This window comes from Rhizobacter sp. P2_G4 (genome assembly GCF_056403575.1).
Genome location: NZ_JBFUFG010000003.1, coordinates 602,145 through 622,793, shown reverse-complemented (window position 1 = coordinate 622,793; position 20,649 = coordinate 602,145). Strand labels below are relative to the sequence as shown.

20 protein-coding genes are annotated in these 20,649 nt (G+C 66.1%); 11 read left to right on the top strand and 9 right to left on the bottom strand.

Going from position 1 to position 20,649, the window contains the following annotated elements; all coding sequences use genetic code 11:
* Window positions 1-45: 45 nt before the first annotated feature.
* The 4 genes from AC1DYS_RS15705 to AC1DYS_RS15690 are packed head-to-tail and all read right to left on the bottom strand — an operon-like array spanning window position 46 to window position 2,806.
* Complete coding sequence (locus AC1DYS_RS15705) at window positions 46-1,275, bottom strand: LysR family transcriptional regulator (RefSeq protein ID WP_477900685.1); 1,230 nt, start codon at window positions 1,273-1,275, stop codon at window positions 46-48.
* 11 nt (window positions 1,276-1,286) lie between these two features.
* Complete coding sequence (locus AC1DYS_RS15700; protein ID WP_477900684.1) at window positions 1,287-1,802, bottom strand: GNAT family N-acetyltransferase; 516 nt, start codon at window positions 1,800-1,802, stop codon at window positions 1,287-1,289.
* A gap of 51 nt (window positions 1,803-1,853) precedes the next feature.
* Window positions 1,854-2,237 carry a nuclear transport factor 2 family protein gene (locus AC1DYS_RS15695; protein WP_477900682.1) on the bottom strand — a complete coding sequence of 128 codons (384 nt, stop codon included), beginning with the start codon at window positions 2,235-2,237 and terminating at the stop codon, window positions 1,854-1,856.
* 14 nt (window positions 2,238-2,251) lie between these two features.
* A complete protein-coding gene (locus tag AC1DYS_RS15690; RefSeq protein WP_477900680.1) occupies window positions 2,252-2,806 on the bottom strand; it encodes an NUDIX domain-containing protein in 555 nt (184 codons plus the stop codon).
* An 86-nt stretch (window positions 2,807-2,892) separates the two neighbouring features.
* Between AC1DYS_RS15690 and AC1DYS_RS15685 the strand changes: the two genes are divergently transcribed.
* Window positions 2,893-3,798 (top strand): LysR family transcriptional regulator, encoded by a 906-nt coding sequence (locus AC1DYS_RS15685; RefSeq protein WP_477900678.1) that lies wholly within the window; start codon window positions 2,893-2,895, stop codon window positions 3,796-3,798.
* A 39-nt stretch (window positions 3,799-3,837) separates the two neighbouring features.
* Here the strand turns inward: AC1DYS_RS15685 and AC1DYS_RS15680 are convergent, their stop codons facing one another.
* The gene (locus tag AC1DYS_RS15680) at window positions 3,838-4,326 is read right to left on the bottom strand and encodes a 2'-5' RNA ligase family protein (RefSeq protein ID WP_477900676.1); all 489 of its coding nucleotides are present in this window, start codon (window positions 4,324-4,326) and stop codon (window positions 3,838-3,840) included.
* A gap of 88 nt (window positions 4,327-4,414) precedes the next feature.
* Here AC1DYS_RS15680 and AC1DYS_RS15675 point away from each other — a divergent pair, with 88 nt between their 5' ends.
* The 5 genes from AC1DYS_RS15675 to AC1DYS_RS15655 all read left to right on the top strand — a co-directional run bounded on the left by AC1DYS_RS15675 (window position 4,415) and on the right by AC1DYS_RS15655 (window position 10,166).
* Complete coding sequence (locus AC1DYS_RS15675; protein WP_477900674.1) at window positions 4,415-4,717, top strand: hypothetical protein; 303 nt, start codon at window positions 4,415-4,417, stop codon at window positions 4,715-4,717.
* Between the two features lie 135 nt (window positions 4,718-4,852).
* Entirely contained in the window at window positions 4,853-7,630 is a 2,778-nt protein-coding gene (locus AC1DYS_RS15670; protein WP_477900672.1) for a hybrid sensor histidine kinase/response regulator, read from the top strand.
* 126 nt (window positions 7,631-7,756) lie between these two features.
* Complete coding sequence (locus AC1DYS_RS15665) at window positions 7,757-8,569, top strand: iron-containing redox enzyme family protein (protein ID WP_477900670.1); 813 nt, start codon at window positions 7,757-7,759, stop codon at window positions 8,567-8,569.
* Window positions 8,570-8,690: 121 nt separating this feature from the next.
* Window positions 8,691-9,848 (top strand): HD-GYP domain-containing protein, encoded by a 1,158-nt coding sequence (locus tag AC1DYS_RS15660; protein ID WP_477900668.1) that lies wholly within the window; start codon window positions 8,691-8,693, stop codon window positions 9,846-9,848.
* 129 nt (window positions 9,849-9,977) lie between these two features.
* Window positions 9,978-10,166 carry a DUF3606 domain-containing protein gene (locus AC1DYS_RS15655; RefSeq protein WP_477900666.1) on the top strand — a complete coding sequence of 63 codons (189 nt, stop codon included), beginning with the start codon at window positions 9,978-9,980 and terminating at the stop codon, window positions 10,164-10,166.
* A gap of 37 nt (window positions 10,167-10,203) precedes the next feature.
* On the opposite strand, the gene AC1DYS_RS15650 is transcribed toward AC1DYS_RS15655, so the two are convergent.
* Together AC1DYS_RS15650 and AC1DYS_RS15645 are read right to left on the bottom strand one after the other, a co-directional pair.
* Window positions 10,204-12,255 (bottom strand): hybrid sensor histidine kinase/response regulator, encoded by a 2,052-nt coding sequence (locus AC1DYS_RS15650; protein ID WP_477900664.1) that lies wholly within the window; start codon window positions 12,253-12,255, stop codon window positions 10,204-10,206.
* Window positions 12,256-12,382: 127 nt separating this feature from the next.
* The gene (locus AC1DYS_RS15645) at window positions 12,383-12,988 is read right to left on the bottom strand and encodes a BPSL1445 family SYLF domain-containing lipoprotein (protein WP_477900662.1); all 606 of its coding nucleotides are present in this window, start codon (window positions 12,986-12,988) and stop codon (window positions 12,383-12,385) included.
* Window positions 12,989-13,274: 286 nt separating this feature from the next.
* On the opposite strand from AC1DYS_RS15645, the gene AC1DYS_RS15640 reads away from it, so the two are divergent.
* On the top strand, window positions 13,275-13,715 hold the full coding sequence (locus tag AC1DYS_RS15640) for an Hsp20/alpha crystallin family protein (protein ID WP_477900660.1): 441 nt from the start codon (window positions 13,275-13,277) through the stop codon (window positions 13,713-13,715).
* Between the two features lie 26 nt (window positions 13,716-13,741).
* Complete coding sequence (locus AC1DYS_RS15635) at window positions 13,742-14,137, top strand: Hsp20/alpha crystallin family protein (RefSeq protein WP_477900658.1); 396 nt, start codon at window positions 13,742-13,744, stop codon at window positions 14,135-14,137.
* 20 nt (window positions 14,138-14,157) lie between these two features.
* Here the strand turns inward: AC1DYS_RS15635 and AC1DYS_RS15630 are convergent, their stop codons facing one another.
* Window positions 14,158-15,267 (bottom strand): PAS domain-containing sensor histidine kinase, encoded by a 1,110-nt coding sequence (locus tag AC1DYS_RS15630; protein ID WP_477900656.1) that lies wholly within the window; start codon window positions 15,265-15,267, stop codon window positions 14,158-14,160.
* Window positions 15,268-15,524: 257 nt separating this feature from the next.
* Between AC1DYS_RS15630 and AC1DYS_RS15625 the strand changes: the two genes are divergently transcribed.
* From AC1DYS_RS15625 to AC1DYS_RS15615, 3 genes are all read left to right on the top strand, one after another.
* On the top strand, window positions 15,525-15,770 hold the full coding sequence (locus tag AC1DYS_RS15625) for a DUF3606 domain-containing protein (RefSeq protein ID WP_477900654.1): 246 nt from the start codon (window positions 15,525-15,527) through the stop codon (window positions 15,768-15,770).
* A gap of 143 nt (window positions 15,771-15,913) precedes the next feature.
* On the top strand, window positions 15,914-17,071 hold the full coding sequence (gene glf / locus AC1DYS_RS15620; RefSeq protein ID WP_477900854.1) for a UDP-galactopyranose mutase: 1,158 nt from the start codon (window positions 15,914-15,916) through the stop codon (window positions 17,069-17,071).
* A gap of 35 nt (window positions 17,072-17,106) precedes the next feature.
* A complete protein-coding gene (locus tag AC1DYS_RS15615; RefSeq protein ID WP_477900652.1) occupies window positions 17,107-18,810 on the top strand; it encodes a right-handed parallel beta-helix repeat-containing protein in 1,704 nt (567 codons plus the stop codon).
* On the opposite strand, the gene AC1DYS_RS15610 is transcribed toward AC1DYS_RS15615, so the two are convergent.
* Window positions 18,792-20,612 carry a hypothetical protein gene (locus AC1DYS_RS15610; protein ID WP_477900650.1) on the bottom strand — a complete coding sequence of 607 codons (1,821 nt, stop codon included), beginning with the start codon at window positions 20,610-20,612 and terminating at the stop codon, window positions 18,792-18,794. The two genes, AC1DYS_RS15615 and AC1DYS_RS15610, sit on opposite strands and share 19 nt — an antisense overlap.
* Window positions 20,613-20,649 lie beyond the last annotated feature (37 nt).

Here is a 20,649-nt window from a genome sequence, read left to right as displayed (position 1 = left end):
CCGCTCACGACCAGTGCGACCTGCCCTTCCAGTGTTGCGTTTGGCTTATCGAGGGAGGGCCGCAAGTGCGTCAGCGGCGACGCAGCGCAGCACCGACAGCACGTGGGAACACGCCGACGATGCCAGCGCGCCACGCCGTTGCGTGATGCCAATCGCGCGCTCGGACCCGGCCAGCGGCGCCGAGGCATGCACGAGCAGCCCGGCCTGCACGTCGGCCTGCACCTGCAGCGGTGACACCAACGCCACATGGTCGCCGGCCAGCAGCACCGAGCGCAGCACCGCCGTGCTGTGCGCACGCAGCGTCACCGCGGGCAGCGGCAAGCCCGCCTGCGCGAACAGGCTCTCGAAGACCCCATGGGCCGGCGTGCCCGCGAGCGGGCCGATCCACGGGTAGGGTGCGAGCCGCCGCAGCGATGCGCGCCGCCCTCCGCTCAACAGCGGGTGGCCCTGGCGCACGACGGCGACGAAGCGGTCGACGTACAGCACCTCCTCTTCGAGGTCGCCCGCCAGCGCGTCACCACGCAGTGGTCCGACCATGAAGTCGACGTCGGCGTTGCGCAGCAAGCGCGTCAGCGACTCGTAGGTGCCGTCTTTCACATCAATGTGCAGAGCGGGGTGCGTGACGAGCACCCGCGCCGCCGCCTGCGGAACCAGCACGTCGGTGGCCATGGGCAGCGAGCCAATCGCGACCAGGAACTCGCCCTTGCCGCGCCAGCGCGCCAGCTCTTCGTAGCCGATGCGGATCTCGGCGAGTGCGACCTTCACATGCTGAAGCAGCCATTCGCCTGATTCGTTCAGCCGCGCGCCCAGGCGCGAGCGCTCGTACAGCGTGGTCTTCGCGGCGTGTTCGAGGCGCCGCAGCGCCTGATGCAAGGCGGGCTGCGAGAGGCCGACTGCCGCAGCGGCAGCGGCCTCGCTTGGGTGCGTGCCGCGGGCGACCAGCGCCTGCAGCAACGCATCGCTGACGAGCCGAGGCAATGACGCGACCGTGGGCGGCGCACCGCGCGCTCGAAGGCCATGGGCTCCCGCCTGCAAGGCCTCGAAGGCACGCGACACGCGCAGCGCGAGCGCCTCGCCCGCGGCGGTCGGCACCATGCCTCGGGCGCCACGCTCGAACAGCGCCACGCCGAGCGTCTGCTCCGCGCCCTGCACCGCCCGCGTGACAGCCGCCGACGACTGGTGCAGCGCCTGGGCCGCACGCGACACGCTGCCCGCCGACGCAACGGCCGCCACGGCGCGCAGCGAACGCAAGGGCACCGCCGCGTCGTCACGCATGCTCGGCCGAGTCAGGCACGCGAGACATCGCTGCCTTGCGGCAAGGGCTTGAGCAGCTTGGCAAGGAACAGCTCATCCGTGTAATGGGCTTCATTCGAGCGCTTGTAGGCGGCCCGCATCGTGCCTTCATGGACGAAGCCGAGCTTCTTGTAGAACGCCAGCGCCCGCGGGTTGTCGGCCTCCAGCATGAGTTCGACCCTCAGCGCGCCCTGCCCTGCCAGCTCGTCGATGGCCTCGGTAATCATCCTCGAGGCGAGCCCGGCGCCCTTTTCCTCGGGCGCAATGGCCAAGGTTCCGAGATAGGCGACGTGACGGGCTCGCCCCTCGTACCGGCTGGCTCGGTAGAAGCCCTTCACCACACCGTCTATCTCGGCGACGTAAAAGCACTTCGAGGCAACCAGCGAAGCGAAGATGGGCTGAAATGCGTCCCTCGGCATCGGGTCGTAGCCGAGAAAAGGAATCACCTCTTCGTGCATGTAGATCGAATACACGGATTCGAAGTCGAGGTCAGTGGCGAGTCTGCGCATTTCTCATGGTGCTTTGTAGTGAGCGAGCGCCGAAGCGCTCACTGACGATGGTCAGGCAGCATCGTCGACGGACTGGAGCCTCTTTTCCCCAAGTGCGAATGACGCTCGCTGTATGTACCCGTCGACCACCTCGTACACACAGAGCATTTCGATCGTGCCCTTCCCTTCCGGAAAGTTGCGCGTGATCAGTTCGTGGTCGACGACGAAGCTGCCCATGACGGAACGGGCAAGAACCGTTGCATGAAGGTCCGGCTCTGCGAACCGGCTGACGATGCGCGCGCCAATCTCTTCTCGCCCCGTCGCAAGGCGATCACCATGAAGCGTGAACTGCTGTGCGTCCGGCGCATACGTGGACAGCCACGCGGAGACATCTTTGGCGTTGTAGGCATCGAGTTGCCTCTGGACCACCGCGACCGGCGATGTGGATGACGACATCAGTGACTCAGCGTTCACAGCACACCCTTCAAACGGAGCAGGCCAAACGCGGCGACCGTCGCGGCATCCCGAATTTCGCCGTCAAGGATCATTCGCTCGACGGCGCCCACGGCGAATGGTTTGGCGATGAGGCCTTCTTCCTCCGGGTCGAGACGCGAGCCGAGATTCGAAAGCCCGGTAGCGAGATAGACATCAAAGGCCTGCGTCACAAATCCGTAAGACGGAAACAGGCGGCCGACATGCTCAATGGAGCTTGCGGCCAGGCCGGTCTCCTCTCGCAGCTCTGCGGCCGCCAGATCAGCCGCATTGACATCGGCCTGATGCGAGGAGCCTTGCGGGAACTCCCAGTAGCGAGCTGCGACGGGGTAGCGGTACTGCTCCACCAGATGCAGTTCACCGTCCTGGTAGGCCGCAATGACAGCGAAGTCGGGCTTCTCGACCACGCCATAGATTCCAGCCGCCCCACTCGCGCGAACGATCTTGTCTTCTCGAACCTGCATCCAGCGATTCCGGTACACGACCGAACTGTCTGTTGTGAGAATTTCTGGCTTGGATGAAATGTCTTTCATGGGCATTGAGCTCCGGGGTTGCCATGTGCCAAGCGGCAGTTTTACCGCAAGCACAAGGGCGATAACCGTTCGTTATCATGAAACGCATGAAATTGACGAGCCTGCGTGCCATCGTGGCGGCCATCGAAGAAGGCAGCCTGCGCTCGGCAGCGCGGCGCCTCGGTGTCTCGCAACCCGCGCTGACCAAGATGATTCGCGAACTCGAGCGTGAGCTCTCGACGACGCTCCTTCTGCGCTCGACCACCGGCGTGATCGCCACGGCCCAAGGCATCGTGCTCTACGAGCGTGCTCTCGCGGCCGAGCGGGAGCTGTCGCACGCGGTCGACCAGATCCAGCAGCTTGGTGGCCGCATGACCGGCGCCTTGACGATTGGCGCAGTGCCGCTCGCGGTGATGCTGCTGGTGCCCGAAACGCTGCGCACCTTCGGCCGCGAGTTCCCGGGCATCCAGCTGCGCGTCATCGAAGAGCTCTACATCGCGCAGCTCACCCGGCTGCGCAAGGGCGAGGTCGACGTGGCGCTCGGCCCGCTGCCCGACCAGCTACCGCCGGGCGAATTCGTCGTCGAAACGCTGATGCCGATCTCGATGGTGATCGTCGTGCGCAAGGGCAACCCGCTGGCGCGTGCGCGCCGCCTCGCCGACCTCGGCGAAGCACCGTGGGTCTACACCGGCGCGACACCCGACTCGGGCTACGCGAAGGTGCTCTACGAGCGCAACGGCCTGAAGCCGCCGCCGGCTGGCGCACTCGTGAACTCCACGCTGGGCCTGCTGTCGATCCTGACGAGCGGCAACTGCGTCGGGCTGCTGCCGCAGCAGATTGCGGCTCACCCGATCGCAGGCGGGTACCTCGACGTGGTCGACGTGGCGGAGGGCCCCCTCCAGTTGACGATTGGGGCGCTGGCACGGGCCGATGCGGCACTGAAGCCGAGCGTGCGCCACTTCCTCGCCCACCTGCACCGCGCTGCGCACCACCTCACCAACGGCGGCGCGTGACCACGGCGGGATGAACTTAGGCTGCAGCAGCGCCGGGTTTCAACGTGGAATCGGTGGCCAGCGCTCCAGCACGAGCGAGTACCCCGCGGCGCGAGACCGCAGCCAGACCAGCGACACGGCGCTCGCGTTCCACCCGATCGAGACAGGCTCGGTGGGGGGAACAGCACCCATCGCGTTGTACGCAAGCGTGACGTGCGGTTCGAACGGCCGCGTGTCGGGCATGAGCTTGGCCACGCGCATCGCATCTTCCACGTTGCGCCGGAGCTGAGACAAGGCCACGTTCTCGTTGGGCCGCAGCACGGCGATGCCGCCGGGCCACACTTCGGCCGTCTCGAAGCGCAGCTTCATCGGCGTGATGTTCATGATGCGGATCGCTTCTCTCAGCGCCAACTCCTTCTGCTGGTCGACATCGCCCAGGAAGTGCAGCGTGAGGTGCAGATTCGGCGCCGGTGACTCGCCGGCGCCCGGTGGCCAATGCCACAGTCGGCGGTACTCGCTGATCTGGAATTGCTCCGAAGCGTCGGCCATCAGCCCCACCAGAAGGCGCCGAGTCGGTCGATCAACGTCGCTCGCCATGGGTGCCAAGTGAACGCCGCTGCGCAGAAGGTGGGGGTTGATGGTGGTGAACTTTGGTCAGGCTACCGCGCCGCCCGAACCATCCGACCTCGACCCCTGGGACGACGGTGCCGCGCTCGGCTTCTCTTCGGCCGGGGGCGTGTCGCCGAACCCGGGTCTATCGGCCGCCTTCGGCACTTCGGAGAGAGCTTTCATCGCAGCCGTGACGCGTTGGCTCAAGGTGTTGAGTGAGTCGCTGAGTTGCGACTGCATGTGGGGATCCACGCCGATGAAATCGGAGTCTCGAAAGACTTCTGAATCCGCGGACTTGCCTTTCGATCGCTTTGCCATGATGGAACCGTAATGCTTGGCGAATGTTAAAAGACACAGCGGTCACGCCGTCTCCAATTCGGCTCAATCCCCGGTAGGAAGACTCCTACGAGACTGACACCGACCGGCGTTATTTGCCGCGTTTTCGTGACGGAGTACCCTCCGCCCCATGTTCAGCAAGTCAATCCCTGCAGCCGCCGAAAAAGAAGAACCCGCGAGGCCTGCGCCCGCCGGCTCGGCCACGGACGCGGCGGCCCGGTTGCCCCGCTATCGACGCATCGTCGTGGTCTTCGTGGCCATGACGATTCTGCAGGCGTCGGTCGCGGCGTTCAGCATCCACCTGCTCTCGGCCGTGCGTGCCTATGTGACCGGCGAAAGCCTTTATTCCAAGGGGCAGAAGGACGCGCAGATCTATCTGCTGGACTATGCAGAAAAGCAACGCGAAGCCGACTACCTGCGGTTCATGGCCGCCCTGGCGGTGCCGCTCGGCGATCGTGCGGCGCGCGAAGCGCTTCAGCAGCCGGAGCCCGACCTTGCCAAGGCGAGGCAGGGCTTTCTGGACGGCGGCAACCACCCGGACGACATCGACGGGCTGATCCGCGTTTTTCGCTGGTTCCAGCACGTGTCCTTCATGTCGAAACCGATCGCGACCTGGACCGAAGGTGACCGCGTGATCGAGCAGATGCGCAAGACCGTCGAATTGGCGCGGGCCAGCATCCAGGCGGGCGATACCGACTCCACTGCAGTCAACCAGATGCGGACGCAGGCGCCCTTGCTCAACCAGAAGCTCACACAGCTTGAGAGCACGTTTTCGTTCCAGCTGGGCGAAGCCTCGCGAACCGTGCAGCTGCTCCTGCTCACGCTCAACGGATGCATCGCACTGCTGATCACGGTGTCGGGCCTGTGGTTCGTGCGCCGCAGCGCGCGCGTCCAGGCGTCGACGGAAGCCGAAGTCGTCGACCGGCAGGCCTCGTTGCAGCGCCTGCTGGACTCCGCCGCCGAGGGCCTCTACGGCGTCGACCGTGAAGGCCGGTGCACCTTCATCAACAAGGCGGCCTTGACGATGCTCGGCTACCAGACGGAATCGGAGCTGCTGGGCCGCGACATCCACGCCGTGATCCACCACTCGCGTGCCGATGGCCGCCCCTATCCCTCGAACGAATCCAACGTGTACCTCGCCTATCAGTCGCAACAGGCCTCGCATTCGGTGGACGAGGTGTTCTGGCGCAAGGACGGCAGCGCTTTCCCGGTCGAGTACTGGTCGCACCCAGTGGTCCACGAGGGCGAGGTCCAGGGTGCCGTGGCCACCTTCTTCGACATCAGCGATCGCATCGAGATGCAGGCCGCGCTTCGCCGCGGCGAGTTGCGGATGGAGCGGCTGATCGATGCCGTCACCGACGGCGTCGTGACGGTCGACGACGAGCAGAAGATCGTGCTGTTCAACCGCGCGGCCGAAGCCATGTTCGGAACTCGCGCGACCGCGGCGCTGGGCAGCCGGGTCGACCGCTTCATCGTCAAGGCCGCGAGCACGGGTAGCCCCGCGGGCCAGGGCGAGCCGGTCGGGGATGCGGATTGCCCGGTCACCGAGCTGTCGGGCCCGTTGCACGAATTCGTCGGCAAACGGCAGGATGGGCAGGAGTTCCCGATGGAAGCCTCGCTATCGAAGCTTGAGACCGAGCGCGGCACGCTCACCACCGTCGTTCTTCGCGACACCACCGCGTTGCACACCGCCAATGCCGAGCGGCGTGCGCGGCAGGTGCTGGAGGCCGCCAACCAGGCCAAGACGGAGTTTCTGTCCCGCATGAGCCATGAGCTGAGAACGCCGTTGAATGCGGTGATCGGCTTCGCGCAGCTCTTGCGCATGGACGCTGTGCAGCCGCTGTCGATCAAGCAGCTGGAACGGGTTCAACACATGGAAAGCGCCGGCGAGCACCTGCTCGCGCTGGTGAACGACATCCTCGACCTGTCGCGCATCGAGTCGGGCGAGATGTCGCTGTCGTCGGAAGCGATTCCGATCTCGGCAGTGGTTGAAGAGGCCTGCACGATGGTGTCGCCGCTGGTGACGGAAGCCGGTGTCGAGGTCACCATGTCGCCGGCCACGCACAGGCTTCCTGCCGCAAGGCTCGGCGCGTTCTCCAACTCGCTGGCCGGCATTCATGAAGAAATCTGGGTGCATGCCGATCGGGTGCGGTTGCGCCAGGTGCTGGTCAACCTGCTGAGCAACGCCATCAAGTACAACCGCCCCGGCGGCAGCGTCACGGTGACCTGGAGGGTCTTCGAAGGCCAGTGCGAGATCCTGGTGATCGATACCGGGCAGGGAATTGCGCCCGACAAGCTGGGCAGCCTCTTCGAGCCCTTCAACCGGCTCGGTGCAGAAGGCTCGCGGGTCGACGGCACGGGCATCGGGCTCGTGCTGTCACGCCAACTGGCCGAGATGATGGGCGGCAGCCTCGACGTCACCAGCGCCTTCCGTGAGGGCACAACGGCCCGCCTGAAGCTGAAGGCCGCGGTGTCGTCGCCGGCGGCCAATTCGGCAGCGCCGGCGCTGCCGCCGCCCGAGCCGCGCGCCGGCCGGCAGATGAGCGTGCTGTACGCCGAAGACAACGAAGTGAACGCCGAGCTGATGCGACAAATCGTGAGCATGCGCCCTGCTGTGTCACTTCGGATAGCAGAAAACGGCAGCATCGCCCTGGAAATGGCAACCCTCGATCCGCCTGACCTGATGCTGGTCGACATGAACCTCGGCGACATGACCGGAATCGAGCTCGCCCAGCTGCTCCAGAAGAACCGTTCGACACGCGACGTTCGCCTGGTTGCACTCTCGGCCGACGCCCTGCCCGCGCAGATCGAGGCGGCCATGCGCTGCGGCTTCGAGGGCTACCTGACGAAACCGATGAAGGTCCGCGAGCTGCTGGCCGTCCTGGACAGCCACAACCAGGAAGCCTGAAGGTCCGAATCTCCCCGCCATGAGGCCGGCGACACCTTCTGTTACCAAACCAATGGCGCGCACCGCACGCCCGGGCATGTATCGTGCGATTTGACCTATGCCATTCAACAAATGCTGAGGGATTCCATGTCACACGACTTTCGACGCACGGGCGACTTGAAGAGCATCGGGAGCTATCCCGTCTGGGTTCAACGGGTGGTCCGCGAGACCGCCCCCTACAAGCAACGCGTTGTGGAGCATGAGTTGTTTGCGCTGATGCGCGAGGGCAAGTTGCCGCTGTCGGCAATGCGGCGCTTCCTGGTCGGCGTGTGGCCGACGATCGAGCAGTTCCCCCGCTTCATGTCGATGAACCTGAAGAAGATCGGCTACGGCGACAGCGTGGGTGAAGACATGGCGCGCCGCTACCTGATCCAGAACATCCGCGTCGAGCAGAAGCATTCGGAGCACTGGGCCACCTGGGCCAGTTCGGCCGGCCTGACGCTGCACGACCTGCGCACCGGCCAAGACGTGGAAGAAATGGCCGCCCTGGCGCATTGGTGCTGGTTCATCTCCGACCAAGCCAAGCTGGCCGTGGCCATCGCTGCCACCAACTACGCCGTCGAAGGCGCGACCGGCGAGTGGTCGTGCGTGGTGTGCTCGAAGACCACCTATGCGCAATCGCTGCCCGAAGACATCCGGGTGCCGGCAATGCGCTGGCTCAAGGTGCACGCCGAGTACGACGACACCCATCCCTGGGAAGCGCTCGACATCGTCGCGACCCTGCTCGGCCATGCGCCGAGCCAGCAAGACATCACCGAAGTGCGCCGCGCCATCCAGTCGAGCTACACGTACATGACGCTGGCCCTGGACAGCGCCTTGATGGCGTCGATCCACGGCAGCTTCGACGAGACCGCATCGAATTCGGCCACGCTGGGCCTGGAAGGCTTGCACGCCGCCTAGGCGACGCTGAAGCCCCTTGGCCCTGGCGGGCAGGGGCACACGCACTGGAGTAAACCAGTACGTCGAACGCCCGCGCTGGGCATCGCTCTATGGCATCCTGTAACCGAGGTTCGGAGGCCATATGACGAGCTCAGATCGCATTCCCCTGGCCCAAGTTCGCGATTTGCTCCACGTGGGCGAGCCGCTGCCGTTCCGGGTGCTCGATGCGCAGGGGCGGCTTCTCTTGAATGCCGAGCAGGTACTGCTCAACGAAGACCAACTCGATGGTCTCTACGAGCGCGGAGCCTGGGCCGAGCGCCCGGTGGTCGAGGCGACGCGCATCGCGCGGGCTGAGGCCGCGGCACGGGCCGCCAAGGTGGTTCCGCAGCTTTCCTTGTTCGACCGTTGGGATCGGCTGCTGCTGCACTTCGACAGGCTGCCTCGCGCGATCTTGCGAAAAGAAGAAGACGGCGCGGCGATATCAGCTTTTTTTGCGACGCTGCAGGAACTCATCGACCGCGACCCCGACGTGGCGCTCTTCGAGTGCATTCGCCAGGAAGAACGGCGCTTCGCCCTCTACCCGTTCAGGCACTCGGTGCGGGCGGCCGTCCTCGTCGTGTTGACCGGCCGCCAACTCGGCTGGGAGCCGGGCCGCTGCAGCTCGCTCGGTTGCGCCGCATTGACGATGAACTTCTCGATGCTCGATCTACAGGCCACCATGGCAGAGGAAGACACCCCGCCGACGAAGAAGCAGCTGGAGCAGATTCGCGCTCACCCGGAGGCGACGGTTGCGCTGCTGCGCGCTGCCGGCATCGATGACGAGACCTGGCTGACCGCGGTGCTCCAGCACCATGAGCACCACGGCGGTGGAGGCTATCCGCACGGCCTCGCGGAGCTCTGTGCCGAGGCTCGGGTGCTCCGCGCCGCCGACGTCTACGTGGCGAAGATCAGCGCTCGCGCCAAGCGGCCGCCCATGACGCCGCAGACGGCCACCCGGCAGCTCTTCCAGCAAAGCGCGGGCGATGAATTGGCGATGGCGATGATCCGCACGGTGGGCGTGCACCCGCCCGGCAGCCTCGTTCACCTGCACTCCGGAGAGGTGGCGGTGGTCATCCGCCGCGCCACGGCAGGCCCCCACCCCCTTGTCGCGACCCTGAGCGACAAGAACGGGCGCCCCACCGGTGAAACCCATCGGCGGGATTCGGCCCAGGCCGAGTTCTCGATCGACGGCGCGCTCGAGGCGAGCACCGCCTTCCCGCGAGTCCTGCCTGAACGCGTGTACGGACTCATTTCCGCCTGAAAGCGCTCGACCGGCTGCAGGCGGGTGAGAAGTCCTCCTACAGCAAGTTGTCGATTCCGCCGATCCTGCTAACCAGGCCGCCGCCTTACTGTTTCGTGGGAGGACAACGGAGACAGACAGGAGACAGCCATGCCGGACCCGCACGCCCCGCCGCCCACGCCACCCCGCACGCACATCAACCCAGACGATGAAGACGACCTTCTCGATTGGGCCGAGAGGCTCGGCGTGTCGCTCTACGAGATCCGCGTCGCCGTGGCAGACGTCGGCTGCGAAGTGAAGCGGGTCCGCGAGCGGCTGACCGCGAAGGTTCCCCACTAGCTCAGCGACGCTTGGAAATACCGGACCGTCGGCGCCGTCAATCGTCCCAGGACACGTGGCGGCGAGCCTCCGCCGATGCCAGCGCCAGCGCGCGCTCCAGCGAGGTCTGGTCGAAGGGCTTGGCGATCTTGACGACCGAGGGCGGGAGCGCCGTTGCGAGCTCGGCATAGCCGGATGCAAGCACCACGCCTAGGCCCGGATGTCGCTGGCGAATCGCCTCGATCAGTTCGGCACCCGACATGACCGGCATCGCGTGATCGGTCAGCACCAGTTGCACCTCCGGGCTGTCGCGCAAACGGTCGAGCGCGCCCGGCCCCGAAGTGGCAGTCAGCGCCGTGTGGCCCAGTTCTTCCAGCATCGCGCGCGTGGTCTCGAGCACCAGTTCGTCATCGTCGACGACCAGCACCACCAGCGGCAGCATGGCGATCTGATTCGCCTCCCTCCGGCCCATCGCCTTCGGCTGAGACAGCACCAGTTCAGCGGTCGGCAGCCACAGCTCGGCGGTGGTGCCCTGGCCCGGCTGGCTCTTCAGCACGAACTGGCCGCCCGATTGGGTGGCCAGGCCCTGGATCATCGACAAGCCCAGGCCCGTTCCCTTGCCGACACCCTTGGTGGTGAAAAAGGGTTCTGTCGCGCGTGCGAGCGTCTCTGCGTTCATGCCCTCGCCTTCGTCCCGCACGGTGATGCGGACATACGAGCCCGGCGCCAGCAGCGGTTCGGCGGCCGTGCTTGTCTGCTCGTCGACGGCAATCGAAACCGACCCGCCATCGGGCATCGCATCGCGTGCGTTCACGGCGAGGTTCAGCACCGCGAGCTCCAGCTGGTTCGGGTCCACCAGCACCGGCTTCATCGGCCTGAGCTCGGGCATGTGAATGGTGATGGTGGGGCCGAGCGAGCGCTCCAGCAGGTCCGACATCTCCAGCAGCAGCGACACCACGTCGACCGGCTCGGGGTTCAGGTCTTGCCTGCGCGCGAACGACAGCATGCGCTGGGTCAGCGACGCACCCCGCTTGGCCGCCTTCGCGGCGTTCTCGATCAGGCCTTCGAGCTTCCCGTCCGGCGGCATCCGCCTGCGGACGATCTCGAGGCTGCTGATGATCACCGTCAGCAGGTTGTTGAAGTCATGTGCGACGCCCCCGGTCAGCTGCCCGATCGCGTCGAGCTTCTGCGACTGGAACAACGACTCCTGAGCCATCTGCAACGCCAGCTGCGCGTCGCGCTTGGCCGTGACGTCGCGGGTCACTTTGGCAAAGCCGATGATCTCGCCGGTGTCGTCGCGAATCGGGTCGACCACCACGTTGGCCCAGAACTGGCTGCCGTCCTTGCGGACCCGCCAGCCCTCGCTTTCGAAACGGCCTTCTCGTTCGGCGTTGCGCAGCGCCGCCATCGGTTGGCCTTCGCTGCTGTCCTCAGGGCGGTAGAACAACGAGAAGTGCCGGCCGATGATCTCGGCCTCGCTGTAGCCCTTGATGCGCGCGGCGCCCGCATTCCAGCTGGTGATCAGGCCCTCGCGGTCGAGCATGTAGATCGCGTAGTCGGTCACGCCTTGAACCAGCAGCCGGAACTGCTCCTGGCTGCGGCGCAGCGTTTCCTCAGCCGCCCGGCGCTCCGTCAGGTCACGGGTGATCTTGGCGTAGCCGACCAGCTGCCCGGCAGAGTCCCTGATCGGGTCGATCACCACATGGGCCCAGAAGCGGCTGCCGTCCTTGCGCAGGCGCCAGCCTTCGCCTTCGAACTTGCCCTCCCGCGCTGCGGTCGCCAGGGCTCGGGCGGGCTTGCCGGCCAACCGGTCTTCCTCGGCATAGAACTGCGAGAAATGCCCGCCGAGAATCTCCGCCGCGGTGTAGCCCTTGAACCGCTGCGCGCCTGGGTTCCAACTGGTCACGAACCCATTCGCGTCGAGCATGTAGATCGCATAGTCGGTGACGGCCTCGATCAGCTGCCGGTATCGGCTGTCGTCAGACGGCGGGTTGCTGAGCTTCGAGGTGTCGTTCATCAGGTGCTGGGTATCGATGGCCACGGGCACGCTGCCCCACGATTCCAGCAGGATACCGGGCCGCCACGGGCGGCGGCGAAACGGTAGCGCCAAGCCATCGACGCGTCAACGTGGACAGCCCTCGATCCACCCTCGCGGCCGCTGCGCCACAGGCCTCTTGAAACCGGTCGTTGCACCAGATCAGCTTGCGAACGCAGCCGTCACCCGCATAACAACAGCCCTACTCGATGCGGGTCACCTTGGTCCCTTCGAGCTTCAGGTTGGCCATCAGCCCGGCGTTGGTCATGACGAAGGCGACCGTCGGCGCGCCGGCGGTGGTGACGTCGATCTCGCCGTTCGCGCCGACCTTCAGCACCGCGACCGATGCATCCGCGCCCACCGACCAGCCCTTGCTTTCGCGGAACTGCCGCAGCGCGTCGTCCGTCATGAAGAGGAAGACGAGCGCGCGCGACTGGGCCCCGATCTGCAGCCCGAAGGAGCCGCTGGTGGTGCGGTAGTAACCGGAAAATTTGTCGTTGACGCGCAGCTCTCCGTTGCCGAACTCGCCACCCACCACGAGCCCGGCCGAAATGGCGCGAGGGAACACCAGCACACCCTTCGCGCGGTTCACGAGATCACGGCTGCCGGGTGTCGTTTCATAGAGGCGCCGCAGCGTGTCTCGATAACCCTCGGCGATGTCGCGCTTCTGCTCGGCCGACAGCGGCCCCAGGCCGGTGGCTTCCTTCGGCGTATCGGCGGTGGTCGTGCTGGTGGTGGCGGTCGCAGCGCAGCCGCCGAGGATCAGCGACACGACACATGCGGTGGCCAGAAATGCCTTGTGTTTCATGGGGTCTCCTTCTGTGAAGAACGTCGTACGCCCCACCAGCAATCGGCATACCGAGCGGCGCGCGGGCCTTCGGCACCAGGGATCGGCTGCCGCCTTGCCGGCCGCTTTTCGGCGCTAGCCCTCAGCAAAAATTGCCGTCAGAAAAATTGCAACACGGCTCTTGAAACGCGCCGCACCCACCACTAATTCGCGTACCGACGGGGTGCGGTGGGTTCCGCCTCCGCATCAACCAGTCGACTCAACCAGGCATGTCCAGCCATGAAAGGAGGATGTTATGTATGAATCAATGCTGAATTTCCCAGGCAGCCTGTTCAGCGAACTCGAGCGCTTGCAACGGCACTTCGACGATGCACTCGGCGCGCCCTTCCGTGCCGCGAGCATCCGCTCCGTGGCGCCGGGCACCTTCCCTGCCATCAACGTCGGCAACACGCCCACCAGCATGGAGATCTACGCGTTCGCACCCGGCCTCGATGCGTCCAAGACCGAGGTGACGCTGGACCGTGGCGTTCTCTGGCTGGCCGGTGAGCGCACCGACGAGCTGCCCGAACAGGCAGCCGGCCAGCAGGTGTACAGCCGTGAGCGCACCACCGGCGCATTCCGGCGCGCCATCAGCCTGCCGGACGACATCGACCCCGGTCGCGTCACGGCGGACTATCGCGATGGCGTGCTGCACGTGAGCATCGCGCGCCGCGAAGAAGCGCAACCCAAGCGAATCACCGTTCAATGACTCTTGCCGAAGAAGGAGAACACACCATGAGCAACGACGTGCAAACCAAGAACGCCGAGAGCGGCAGCCCCGCCGAGTCTTCCGACAAGACGCCAGCCTTGATCCCACGCGTCGACGTGCTGGAAGACGCCACCGGAATCACCCTGCTGGCCGACCTGCCCGGCGTGCCCAAGGACCAGCTCGTACTGAAGGTCGAGGGCGACACGCTGCTGGTCGAGGGCACGGTGGCGCCGCTCACGCCCGGCAAGCTCGAAGCCACCTACGCCGAGCTGCGGGTGCCTCGCTATCGCCGTGGCTTCACGCTCAGCCGTGAGCTCGATGCGGAGCACATCGACGCCAACTTGAAGGATGGCGTGCTGCGCCTGCGCATTCCGAAGCAGGCTCACGCCCAGCCCCGCCGCATCCAGATCCAGACGGCCTGAGCGGCGGCCGCCGCGGCGGGTCACTGCGCGCCAGGGTGACCCGTCTCGGCCGGCGGTGCGGCCCCGTGGCGCAGCGGTAGCCGCAGCCCGAACGACGAGCCCTTGCCTTCGCCGGGGCTGCGCACTTCCACGTTGCCTCCGTGCAAGGCGGCGAAGTGCTTCACGACCGACAGCCCGACCCCCAGGCCGGGCACGTCGGGCGCGCTGCCTTCTCGGGTGAAGAGCTCGAAGATGTGGGGCAAAACCGCCGGTGAGATGCCGATGCCGTCGTCGTCGACGCGGATGATGACCATCTCCGCTTCGACCGACGCGCTGACGCTGATGTGCCCTTTCTGCGACGTGTACTTCAGCGCGTTGTCGATGAGGTTCGACAGCATCTGATCCAGGCGCAGCGCGTCCGCCTCGATGGTGATCGGCACGTCGGGCATGGTCACACGAAGCTCCTGCTCGCGCTGCTGGGCCTTGTGCATCTGGGCGTCCACCACCTTGCGCACGGCGTCCTGCACGACGATCGGCTCGATGTTCAGCTTGGTCGGCGGCCGCAGCAACGCACCCGTGACGCCGTTCAGCTCATCGAGCAATTGGCTCAGCACGGTCACCTGCCGTTCCAGCACGCCGAGCGCCGACTTCTGCATCTCGGTGTCGCGTGAGCGCTGGAGGATCGCCACGGCTGACGAGATCGGCCCCATGGGGTTGCGCAGCTCGTGGGCCAGCGACGCCAGCGTGGTGTTGCGCAGCGCCAGCTCCCGGTCGCGGTGTTCCAACTGGTCGTGCAGCAACTGGAGCTGGGTGCGCACGTCGGTCTTGTCGCGAATTACCTTGCACAGGCATTCGACCGTGCCATCGGCATCGGGCAGGCTTTGCAATATGCCGCTCGACCAGAACTGGCTGCCGTCCTTGCGCACGTGCCAGCGGTCGTCTTCAGAACTTCCGCTCTGCAAGGCCAGGGCGATCTCCTGCTGGTCCAGTTCGCCATTCAAGTCGTTCTCGGTGAAGAGCATCGAGAACGACCGGCCGATCGCTTCGTCGGCCGAGTAACCGAACAGCCGTTCACTCGCGCCCTCCCAGCCGAGAATCTTTCTGGTCGGCGAGATCAGCACCACGGCGTAGTCGGTGGTCCGTTCGAGCATGCTGCTCAGCCACCGGCCCACCTGGTCGCGACTGGGTCGATCGCTTGCCCTCTGGGTATCACTCATATTGGATGGGTGCTTGGCTTTTTCGGCGGGAACGAAACGCTGAGTTTGCTGTAGCAAGCGCTGTTCCGGCAAGCCGCTGCGTCCTGGCCGAAAATCGCGCTTTGCAGCAATCTTTGGAAATCGAAGTCCGCAGTCCTGCGACGGCATGTGGCTTGCCCGTTCTCTATCCATCACCGAGTCATCACCACATCATGGTCAAACCCTCTGAGAACCAAGGCAATCAGGACGCCGGCCAGACGCGCATCGACGTGCAGAACGAGTCGCAGCTCAGGGAATGGGCCCGCAAGCTCGACGCGACGCCAGATCAGATCAAGGAGGCGGTCGCCGCCGTGGGCAGCGGCGCCTCCGACGTCGAGGAGCACCTGAAGGGCAGCCGCAGCACCACCAACAGCGAACGCACCCGCGAAGCCCTGCGAGGCGACGGCCAAGCCAGCTAGGAGCGACGACAAGACGGCAGGCGGGTCGACGGTATCGACCCGCGGCACGGCGCCGCAAAAACGCACGCCATTTGCCCAGGGTGGCATCACCTTCACCGGAGACTGCCTTGTTGCCTCACCAAGACCCCGCCCTGCATGCCCAGATGCCGGCCTTCGATCACCTCATCGTCGGCGCCGGCTTTGCAGGCGCCGTGCTTGCCGAAAGACTGGCCAGCCAACTCGACCGCAGGGTGCTCATCGTCGACAAGCGCCCGCACATCGGCGGCAACGCCTACGACCGCTACGACGACACCGGCATCCTGGTGCACCCTTACGGGCCGCACATCTTCCACACCAACTCTGCCGATGTCTTTCAGTACCTTTCGCAGTTCACCGCGTGGCGCCCGTACCAGCACCGCGTGCTGGCGAGCGTGGACGGCCAGTTGGTCCCGCTGCCGATCAACCTGGACACTGTGAACCGCCTTTACGGCAAAGCGCTCACTGCGGATGAACTCGGCAGCTACTTCGAGTCGGTGGCCGAAACCAAGGACCAGATCCTGACCTCCGAAGACGTGGTCGTCAGCAAGGTCGGGCGCGACCTCTACAACAAGTTCTTCCGCGGCTACACGCGCAAGCAATGGGGGCTCGACCCGTCCGAGCTCGACGCCAGCGTGACGGCGCGCGTGCCCTCACGCACCAGCCGCGACGACCGCTACTTCACCGACACCTTCCAGGCCATGCCGCTGCATGGCTACACGCGCATGTTCGAGTCCATGCTGCGGCACCCGAACATCAAGGTGATGCTGAACACCGACTACCGCGAGATCCAGCACCTGCTGCCTTGGAAGCACATGGTCTACACCGGCCCGATCGATGCATTCTTCGACAACAAGTTCGGCAAGCTGCCCTACCGCAGCCTCGAGTTCCAGCACGTGACCTTGCCGCAAGAACGGTATCAACCGGTCGGCACGGTGAACTTTCCGAACGACTACGCCTACACGCGCGTCACCGAGTTCAAGCACCTCACCGGGCAGACGCATTCGCACACCTCGCTGGTCTACGAGATCCCGCGTGCCGAGGGCGACCCGTACTACCCCGTGCCCCGGCCCGAGAACACCGCGCTCTACCGCCGCTACGAAGAGGAAGCCGAGGCCCAGCCGAACGTGACCTTCGTCGGCCGGCTGGCCAGCTACCGCTACTACAACATGGATCAGGTGGTGGGCCAGGCGCTCGCCACCTTCAAGCGGCTGCAGGCGCAAGGGCCATTGGCCGATGCCGGCGGCATGCCCATCGCGACGACGGCAGCGCTCGCCACGGCCTGAACTCGCCCGCGCAGCCCCGCTGCGGTCGATGAGTCATGACCTCAGCCCATGAACCCAGGCACGCCTGGGTCCGATTGCTGGTTCTGCTGCTGGTACTGGCCCTGCTGCCGACCAGCGCCCAGGCGGAGCCGCCGGCGGCACCGAGCCCGGGGCTCCCGCCCTTGCTCGGCACAGCGGGGCGCGACCTTCAGCACAGCTTCGCGCTGCCGCGCCTGCGCGATGCGCCGCTCAGCGGCCCGGCGCGACAGCTCGCCGAGCTGCAAGTGGGCCGCCGCGCGGCTCAGATCGGCATCGATGCCGCTTCGGCCCACGCGGCGTGGCACCTGGCAGACGGCGCGGTGAATGCGGCGCGCGCACGGCTCGCGCTGCCTTCTCCCTCAGCGCCGCACCTGTTCGGCGGCCAGCGCGTCTCGCAACTGAACGCCTTGCTGCGCGACAGACGCATCGATGCGATCCGTGTCACGTCGCCACGGCTGGAAGTCGACGAGCCCCTGCTGCTCGACCGGCCGAAGGTGTGGCTGGACCTCGGGCGCGCCGAACTTCGCGCCGCCGGGTCGGTGCACTCCACGCGCTTTCTGGCGCGCATCGAGAACGCGCCTGGCGTCACGCTCGAGGGCGGCGCGTTCCTGTCCGGGGAGTGGGGCCTGCTGGTGAACGCCAGCCGCGACGTGACGGTGAAAGCCACGCGGTTCGACGGCCTGCAGCGGGGCGGTGTCGTGGCCACCGATGCCGCCGGCCTGGTACTCAGCCGGCTTGTGTTGCAGCGGCTGGGCGCCGCGCCAGTCCTGATGCATGGAGCCACCGTCGACAGCGCCGTGCTCGACAACCAGATCGTGCAGAACCGGGGCGTATCGAACTGGAACGCCGGCATCGTGCTCAGCGACCGCGAGGCCGCCGTGACGCAAGACCCCGACAGCCTGCTGCGCGACGACCGCTTCGGCATCAAAGAGCAGCGCATCGACAAGCGGCTTCGCACCCCTCGCCGCAACGTGATCGCCTTCAACCGCGTCGCCCACAACCTGTCCTCGGGCATCTACTCGGACGGCGGTATCCAGAACGTCTTCTTCGACAACCTGCTCGAAGGCAACGCCAAGGAAGGCCTGTGTCTGGACAACGGGTCAGCCGCCAACGTCGTGGCCATGAACGTGATCCGCTTGAACGGCAAGCGCTGGGGCATGAGCGATGCGGCACTGAAGCTCGACTTCGTCCATCGATCGGGCCGGCTCGCAGACGGCAGCTCGGCCGCGAAGACGCCCGCGCTCTCGATCGACAACGCCGCGCACAACATCGTCTACGCCAACCAGATCGACCGCAACTACGGTGGCGGCGTGAAGATGGTGCGCAGCGCCTTCTTCAACCTGATCGGCCTGAACGTCATCACCGACAACAACCTGGGCACCAGCGACAAGTTCCACTTCTTCGGCATCGAGCTGGGCTCGGCCGTGGCCGACACCCACACGCTGGACCTCGACTACACACCGAGCCGCGGCAACATCGTGTTCGGCAACGTGATCCGCGGCAGCCACTATGCCGGCATCTTTTTCGGCGCCGGCTCGACCGACAACGACGTGTTCGACAACACCATCTTCGGCGCCACGCACTGGGCGCTGGAGCAAGCCCGCCCGCAGCCGAACTCGAGCCTGAACAACCTCAGCAACCTGCCTTCGCGCAACGTGCAGGCCGGCATCGACCCGAGGCTGATGGAGCTGACCAAGGGGCGCTACGACAGCTCGCCATGAGCCTCCACCGCTTCTGCGCCGGGTTGGTTTGCCTCGGCAGGTACGCGGGTCTCGGGGTACACGCCACGCCAGAACGCCTGGGTCGCGATCTCCTGCACACCGGCCGCGTAGTCGCGCCGCAATGCGGGCAGCTGCCTGAACAGCGCCATCCAGGCCTTCAGGAAGCCACCGAGCTCGTGGAAGAAACGGCGGCGATCGAACTCGGCGATGAAGCCCGTGCCGCTCTGCGCATGTTCGTACAGCACCTTGCGGTAGCGAAACACCGCACTGGCACGGCCATGGAAGTGCTTGGGCTGCACCGTCATGCGATCGCGCAGCAGCCAACCCGGCAGCACGAAGCCTTGCAGCGTGACGATGCGCAGCAGCCGCCGCAGTTTCTTTTCCTCCTTGCGGCGGGTGCCCTTGAGCGCATACGCGGTGCGGTCGATGAGCAGCATCTTCTCCGACGGCGTCCACGACGAGATCTGCGCACGCACCGCCTGCATGTCGATGTTGTCGACGAAGAACTGCGGCCCGAGCAGCGTGTGCTGCATGGCCAGCGTCACCGCCCGCGCACTGGTGTAGAGGTAGCTTGTGAGCGCCTTGAGGAAGAGGCGGCTGCCCACCCAGAAGATGCGCGAGGCCGAGCCGTTCGGGGCGAGCAAAGCATGCACGAGGTGGTAGCGCGCATCGAGGTAAGCAGTGACCGGGCCGTGCTTGCTGCTGAAGTCTTCGCCGAGACAGGCCACGCCGTTGAGCGTCGTGATGTTGAACCGGTTGGCGAGGCCGAACAGCACGTCGTCGCCGCGCACGAAGAACGGAAAGGGGAACTGGCGCACTTCGGCAATCGGGAAGGCGAAGAACCACCACGCGCCGTAGTCGGGCCGTGCCACCGGGCGCTCGGCCTCCAGCAGGTCGGGCACGCGCCGCATGTCGAGCCCGCCGTTGATCGGCGCCACCTGGCCGTTGAAGCGGGCGCCCTTCTCCAGCAGATCCCACGGCGCCAGCTCGCGCAGCAGCGCGCCGGCGACGGACAGGTCACGCTGCCGCGTGTGTTGCAGCAGCGCCAGCGTGCGTGCGATCGATTCGGTCTCGCACGAGGCATCGTCGTCCATGAAGAGCGCGTGCGTGTGCGTGCCACTGTCGATGAGCGAGAGCAGCCCGCGCACGAAGCCGCCGGTGCCGCCCAGGTTGCGGTTGGGGATGTGCCTGATGCGAGGGTGCGGCTGCAGCGGGAGATTGCGCGAGTTGTCGACCACGGTCAGCGTGAGCCGCGCCTGCAGGTCCGCGCGGTCGAGCAAGGCGCTGCGGATGCGATGAATGGCGGGCAGCACCTGCGCCTGCCGGTTGAAGTGCGTGATGACGAGCCCCAGGTGCACGTCGTTGGCGGGCGGCTGGGGTGTCTGGAATGCGGCGCTGCGCAAAACAGCCGGGCCGAGCGCGCGCAGGCGAAAGAACAGCAGGCCATCGGTCAGCGTGCTCCACGCCGGCACCGGCAGCTCGGTGCGCGTGCCGACCCGCAAGGCCACCCGGTACTCCGCCAGCCAGACGGAGGCTTGGTCGCGCCGGTGCAGGCCCAGCGTCAGCAGAAAGTCGCCCGCACCCTCCACGCTCAGGACCAATGCCGCAATGTCGCAATGCCGCTTCCAGGCATCGACCGTCAGGCCATTGAAGAAGGTATCGCTGCTCAACGTTCCGCCTTGCAGGAACTGGACCGCACCCTCGGCGAGATCGGCCCACGACCTGTCGTTGAGGCGCAGGTACATGTCTTCGGTCGCCCGCACGTCGAGGTTCGGAAATACCAGGCTTTGCAGTGTGTTCATGGTCATGTGTCCCGGCGTCGGTTGCATGCGGCAAGGG

Bases quoted from the DNA above. Each gene is read 5' to 3' on its own strand.
- AC1DYS_RS15625 (WP_477900654.1), top strand. From the start codon at position 15,525: ATGGTCAAACCCTCTGAGAACCAAGGCAATCAGGACGCCGGCCAGACG.
- AC1DYS_RS15630 (WP_477900656.1), bottom strand. From the start codon at position 15,267: ATGCTCGAACGGACCACCGACTACGCCGTGGTGCTGATCTCGCCGACC.
- AC1DYS_RS15705 (WP_477900685.1), bottom strand. From the start codon at position 1,275: ATGCGTGACGACGCGGCGGTGCCCTTGCGTTCGCTGCGCGCCGTGGCG.
- AC1DYS_RS15615 (WP_477900652.1), top strand. From the start codon at position 17,107: ATGACCTCAGCCCATGAACCCAGGCACGCCTGGGTCCGATTGCTGGTT.
- AC1DYS_RS15675 (WP_477900674.1), top strand. From the start codon at position 4,415: ATGGTGGTGAACTTTGGTCAGGCTACCGCGCCGCCCGAACCATCCGAC.
- AC1DYS_RS15680 (WP_477900676.1), bottom strand. From the start codon at position 4,326: ATGGCCGACGCTTCGGAGCAATTCCAGATCAGCGAGTACCGCCGACTG.
- AC1DYS_RS15685 (WP_477900678.1), top strand. From the start codon at position 2,893: ATGAAATTGACGAGCCTGCGTGCCATCGTGGCGGCCATCGAAGAAGGC.
- AC1DYS_RS15670 (WP_477900672.1), top strand. From the start codon at position 4,853: ATGTTCAGCAAGTCAATCCCTGCAGCCGCCGAAAAAGAAGAACCCGCG.
- AC1DYS_RS15655 (WP_477900666.1), top strand. From the start codon at position 9,978: ATGCCGGACCCGCACGCCCCGCCGCCCACGCCACCCCGCACGCACATC.
- AC1DYS_RS15700 (WP_477900684.1), bottom strand. From the start codon at position 1,802: ATGCGCAGACTCGCCACTGACCTCGACTTCGAATCCGTGTATTCGATC.
- AC1DYS_RS15665 (WP_477900670.1), top strand. From the start codon at position 7,757: ATGTCACACGACTTTCGACGCACGGGCGACTTGAAGAGCATCGGGAGC.
- AC1DYS_RS15635 (WP_477900658.1), top strand. From the start codon at position 13,742: ATGAGCAACGACGTGCAAACCAAGAACGCCGAGAGCGGCAGCCCCGCC.
- AC1DYS_RS15610 (WP_477900650.1), bottom strand. From the start codon at position 20,612: ATGAACACACTGCAAAGCCTGGTATTTCCGAACCTCGACGTGCGGGCG.
- AC1DYS_RS15640 (WP_477900660.1), top strand. From the start codon at position 13,275: ATGCTGAATTTCCCAGGCAGCCTGTTCAGCGAACTCGAGCGCTTGCAA.
- AC1DYS_RS15690 (WP_477900680.1), bottom strand. From the start codon at position 2,806: ATGAAAGACATTTCATCCAAGCCAGAAATTCTCACAACAGACAGTTCG.
- AC1DYS_RS15695 (WP_477900682.1), bottom strand. From the start codon at position 2,237: ATGTCGTCATCCACATCGCCGGTCGCGGTGGTCCAGAGGCAACTCGAT.
- AC1DYS_RS15660 (WP_477900668.1), top strand. From the start codon at position 8,691: ATGACGAGCTCAGATCGCATTCCCCTGGCCCAAGTTCGCGATTTGCTC.
- glf (WP_477900854.1), top strand. From the start codon at position 15,914: ATGCCGGCCTTCGATCACCTCATCGTCGGCGCCGGCTTTGCAGGCGCC.
- AC1DYS_RS15645 (WP_477900662.1), bottom strand. From the start codon at position 12,988: ATGAAACACAAGGCATTTCTGGCCACCGCATGTGTCGTGTCGCTGATC.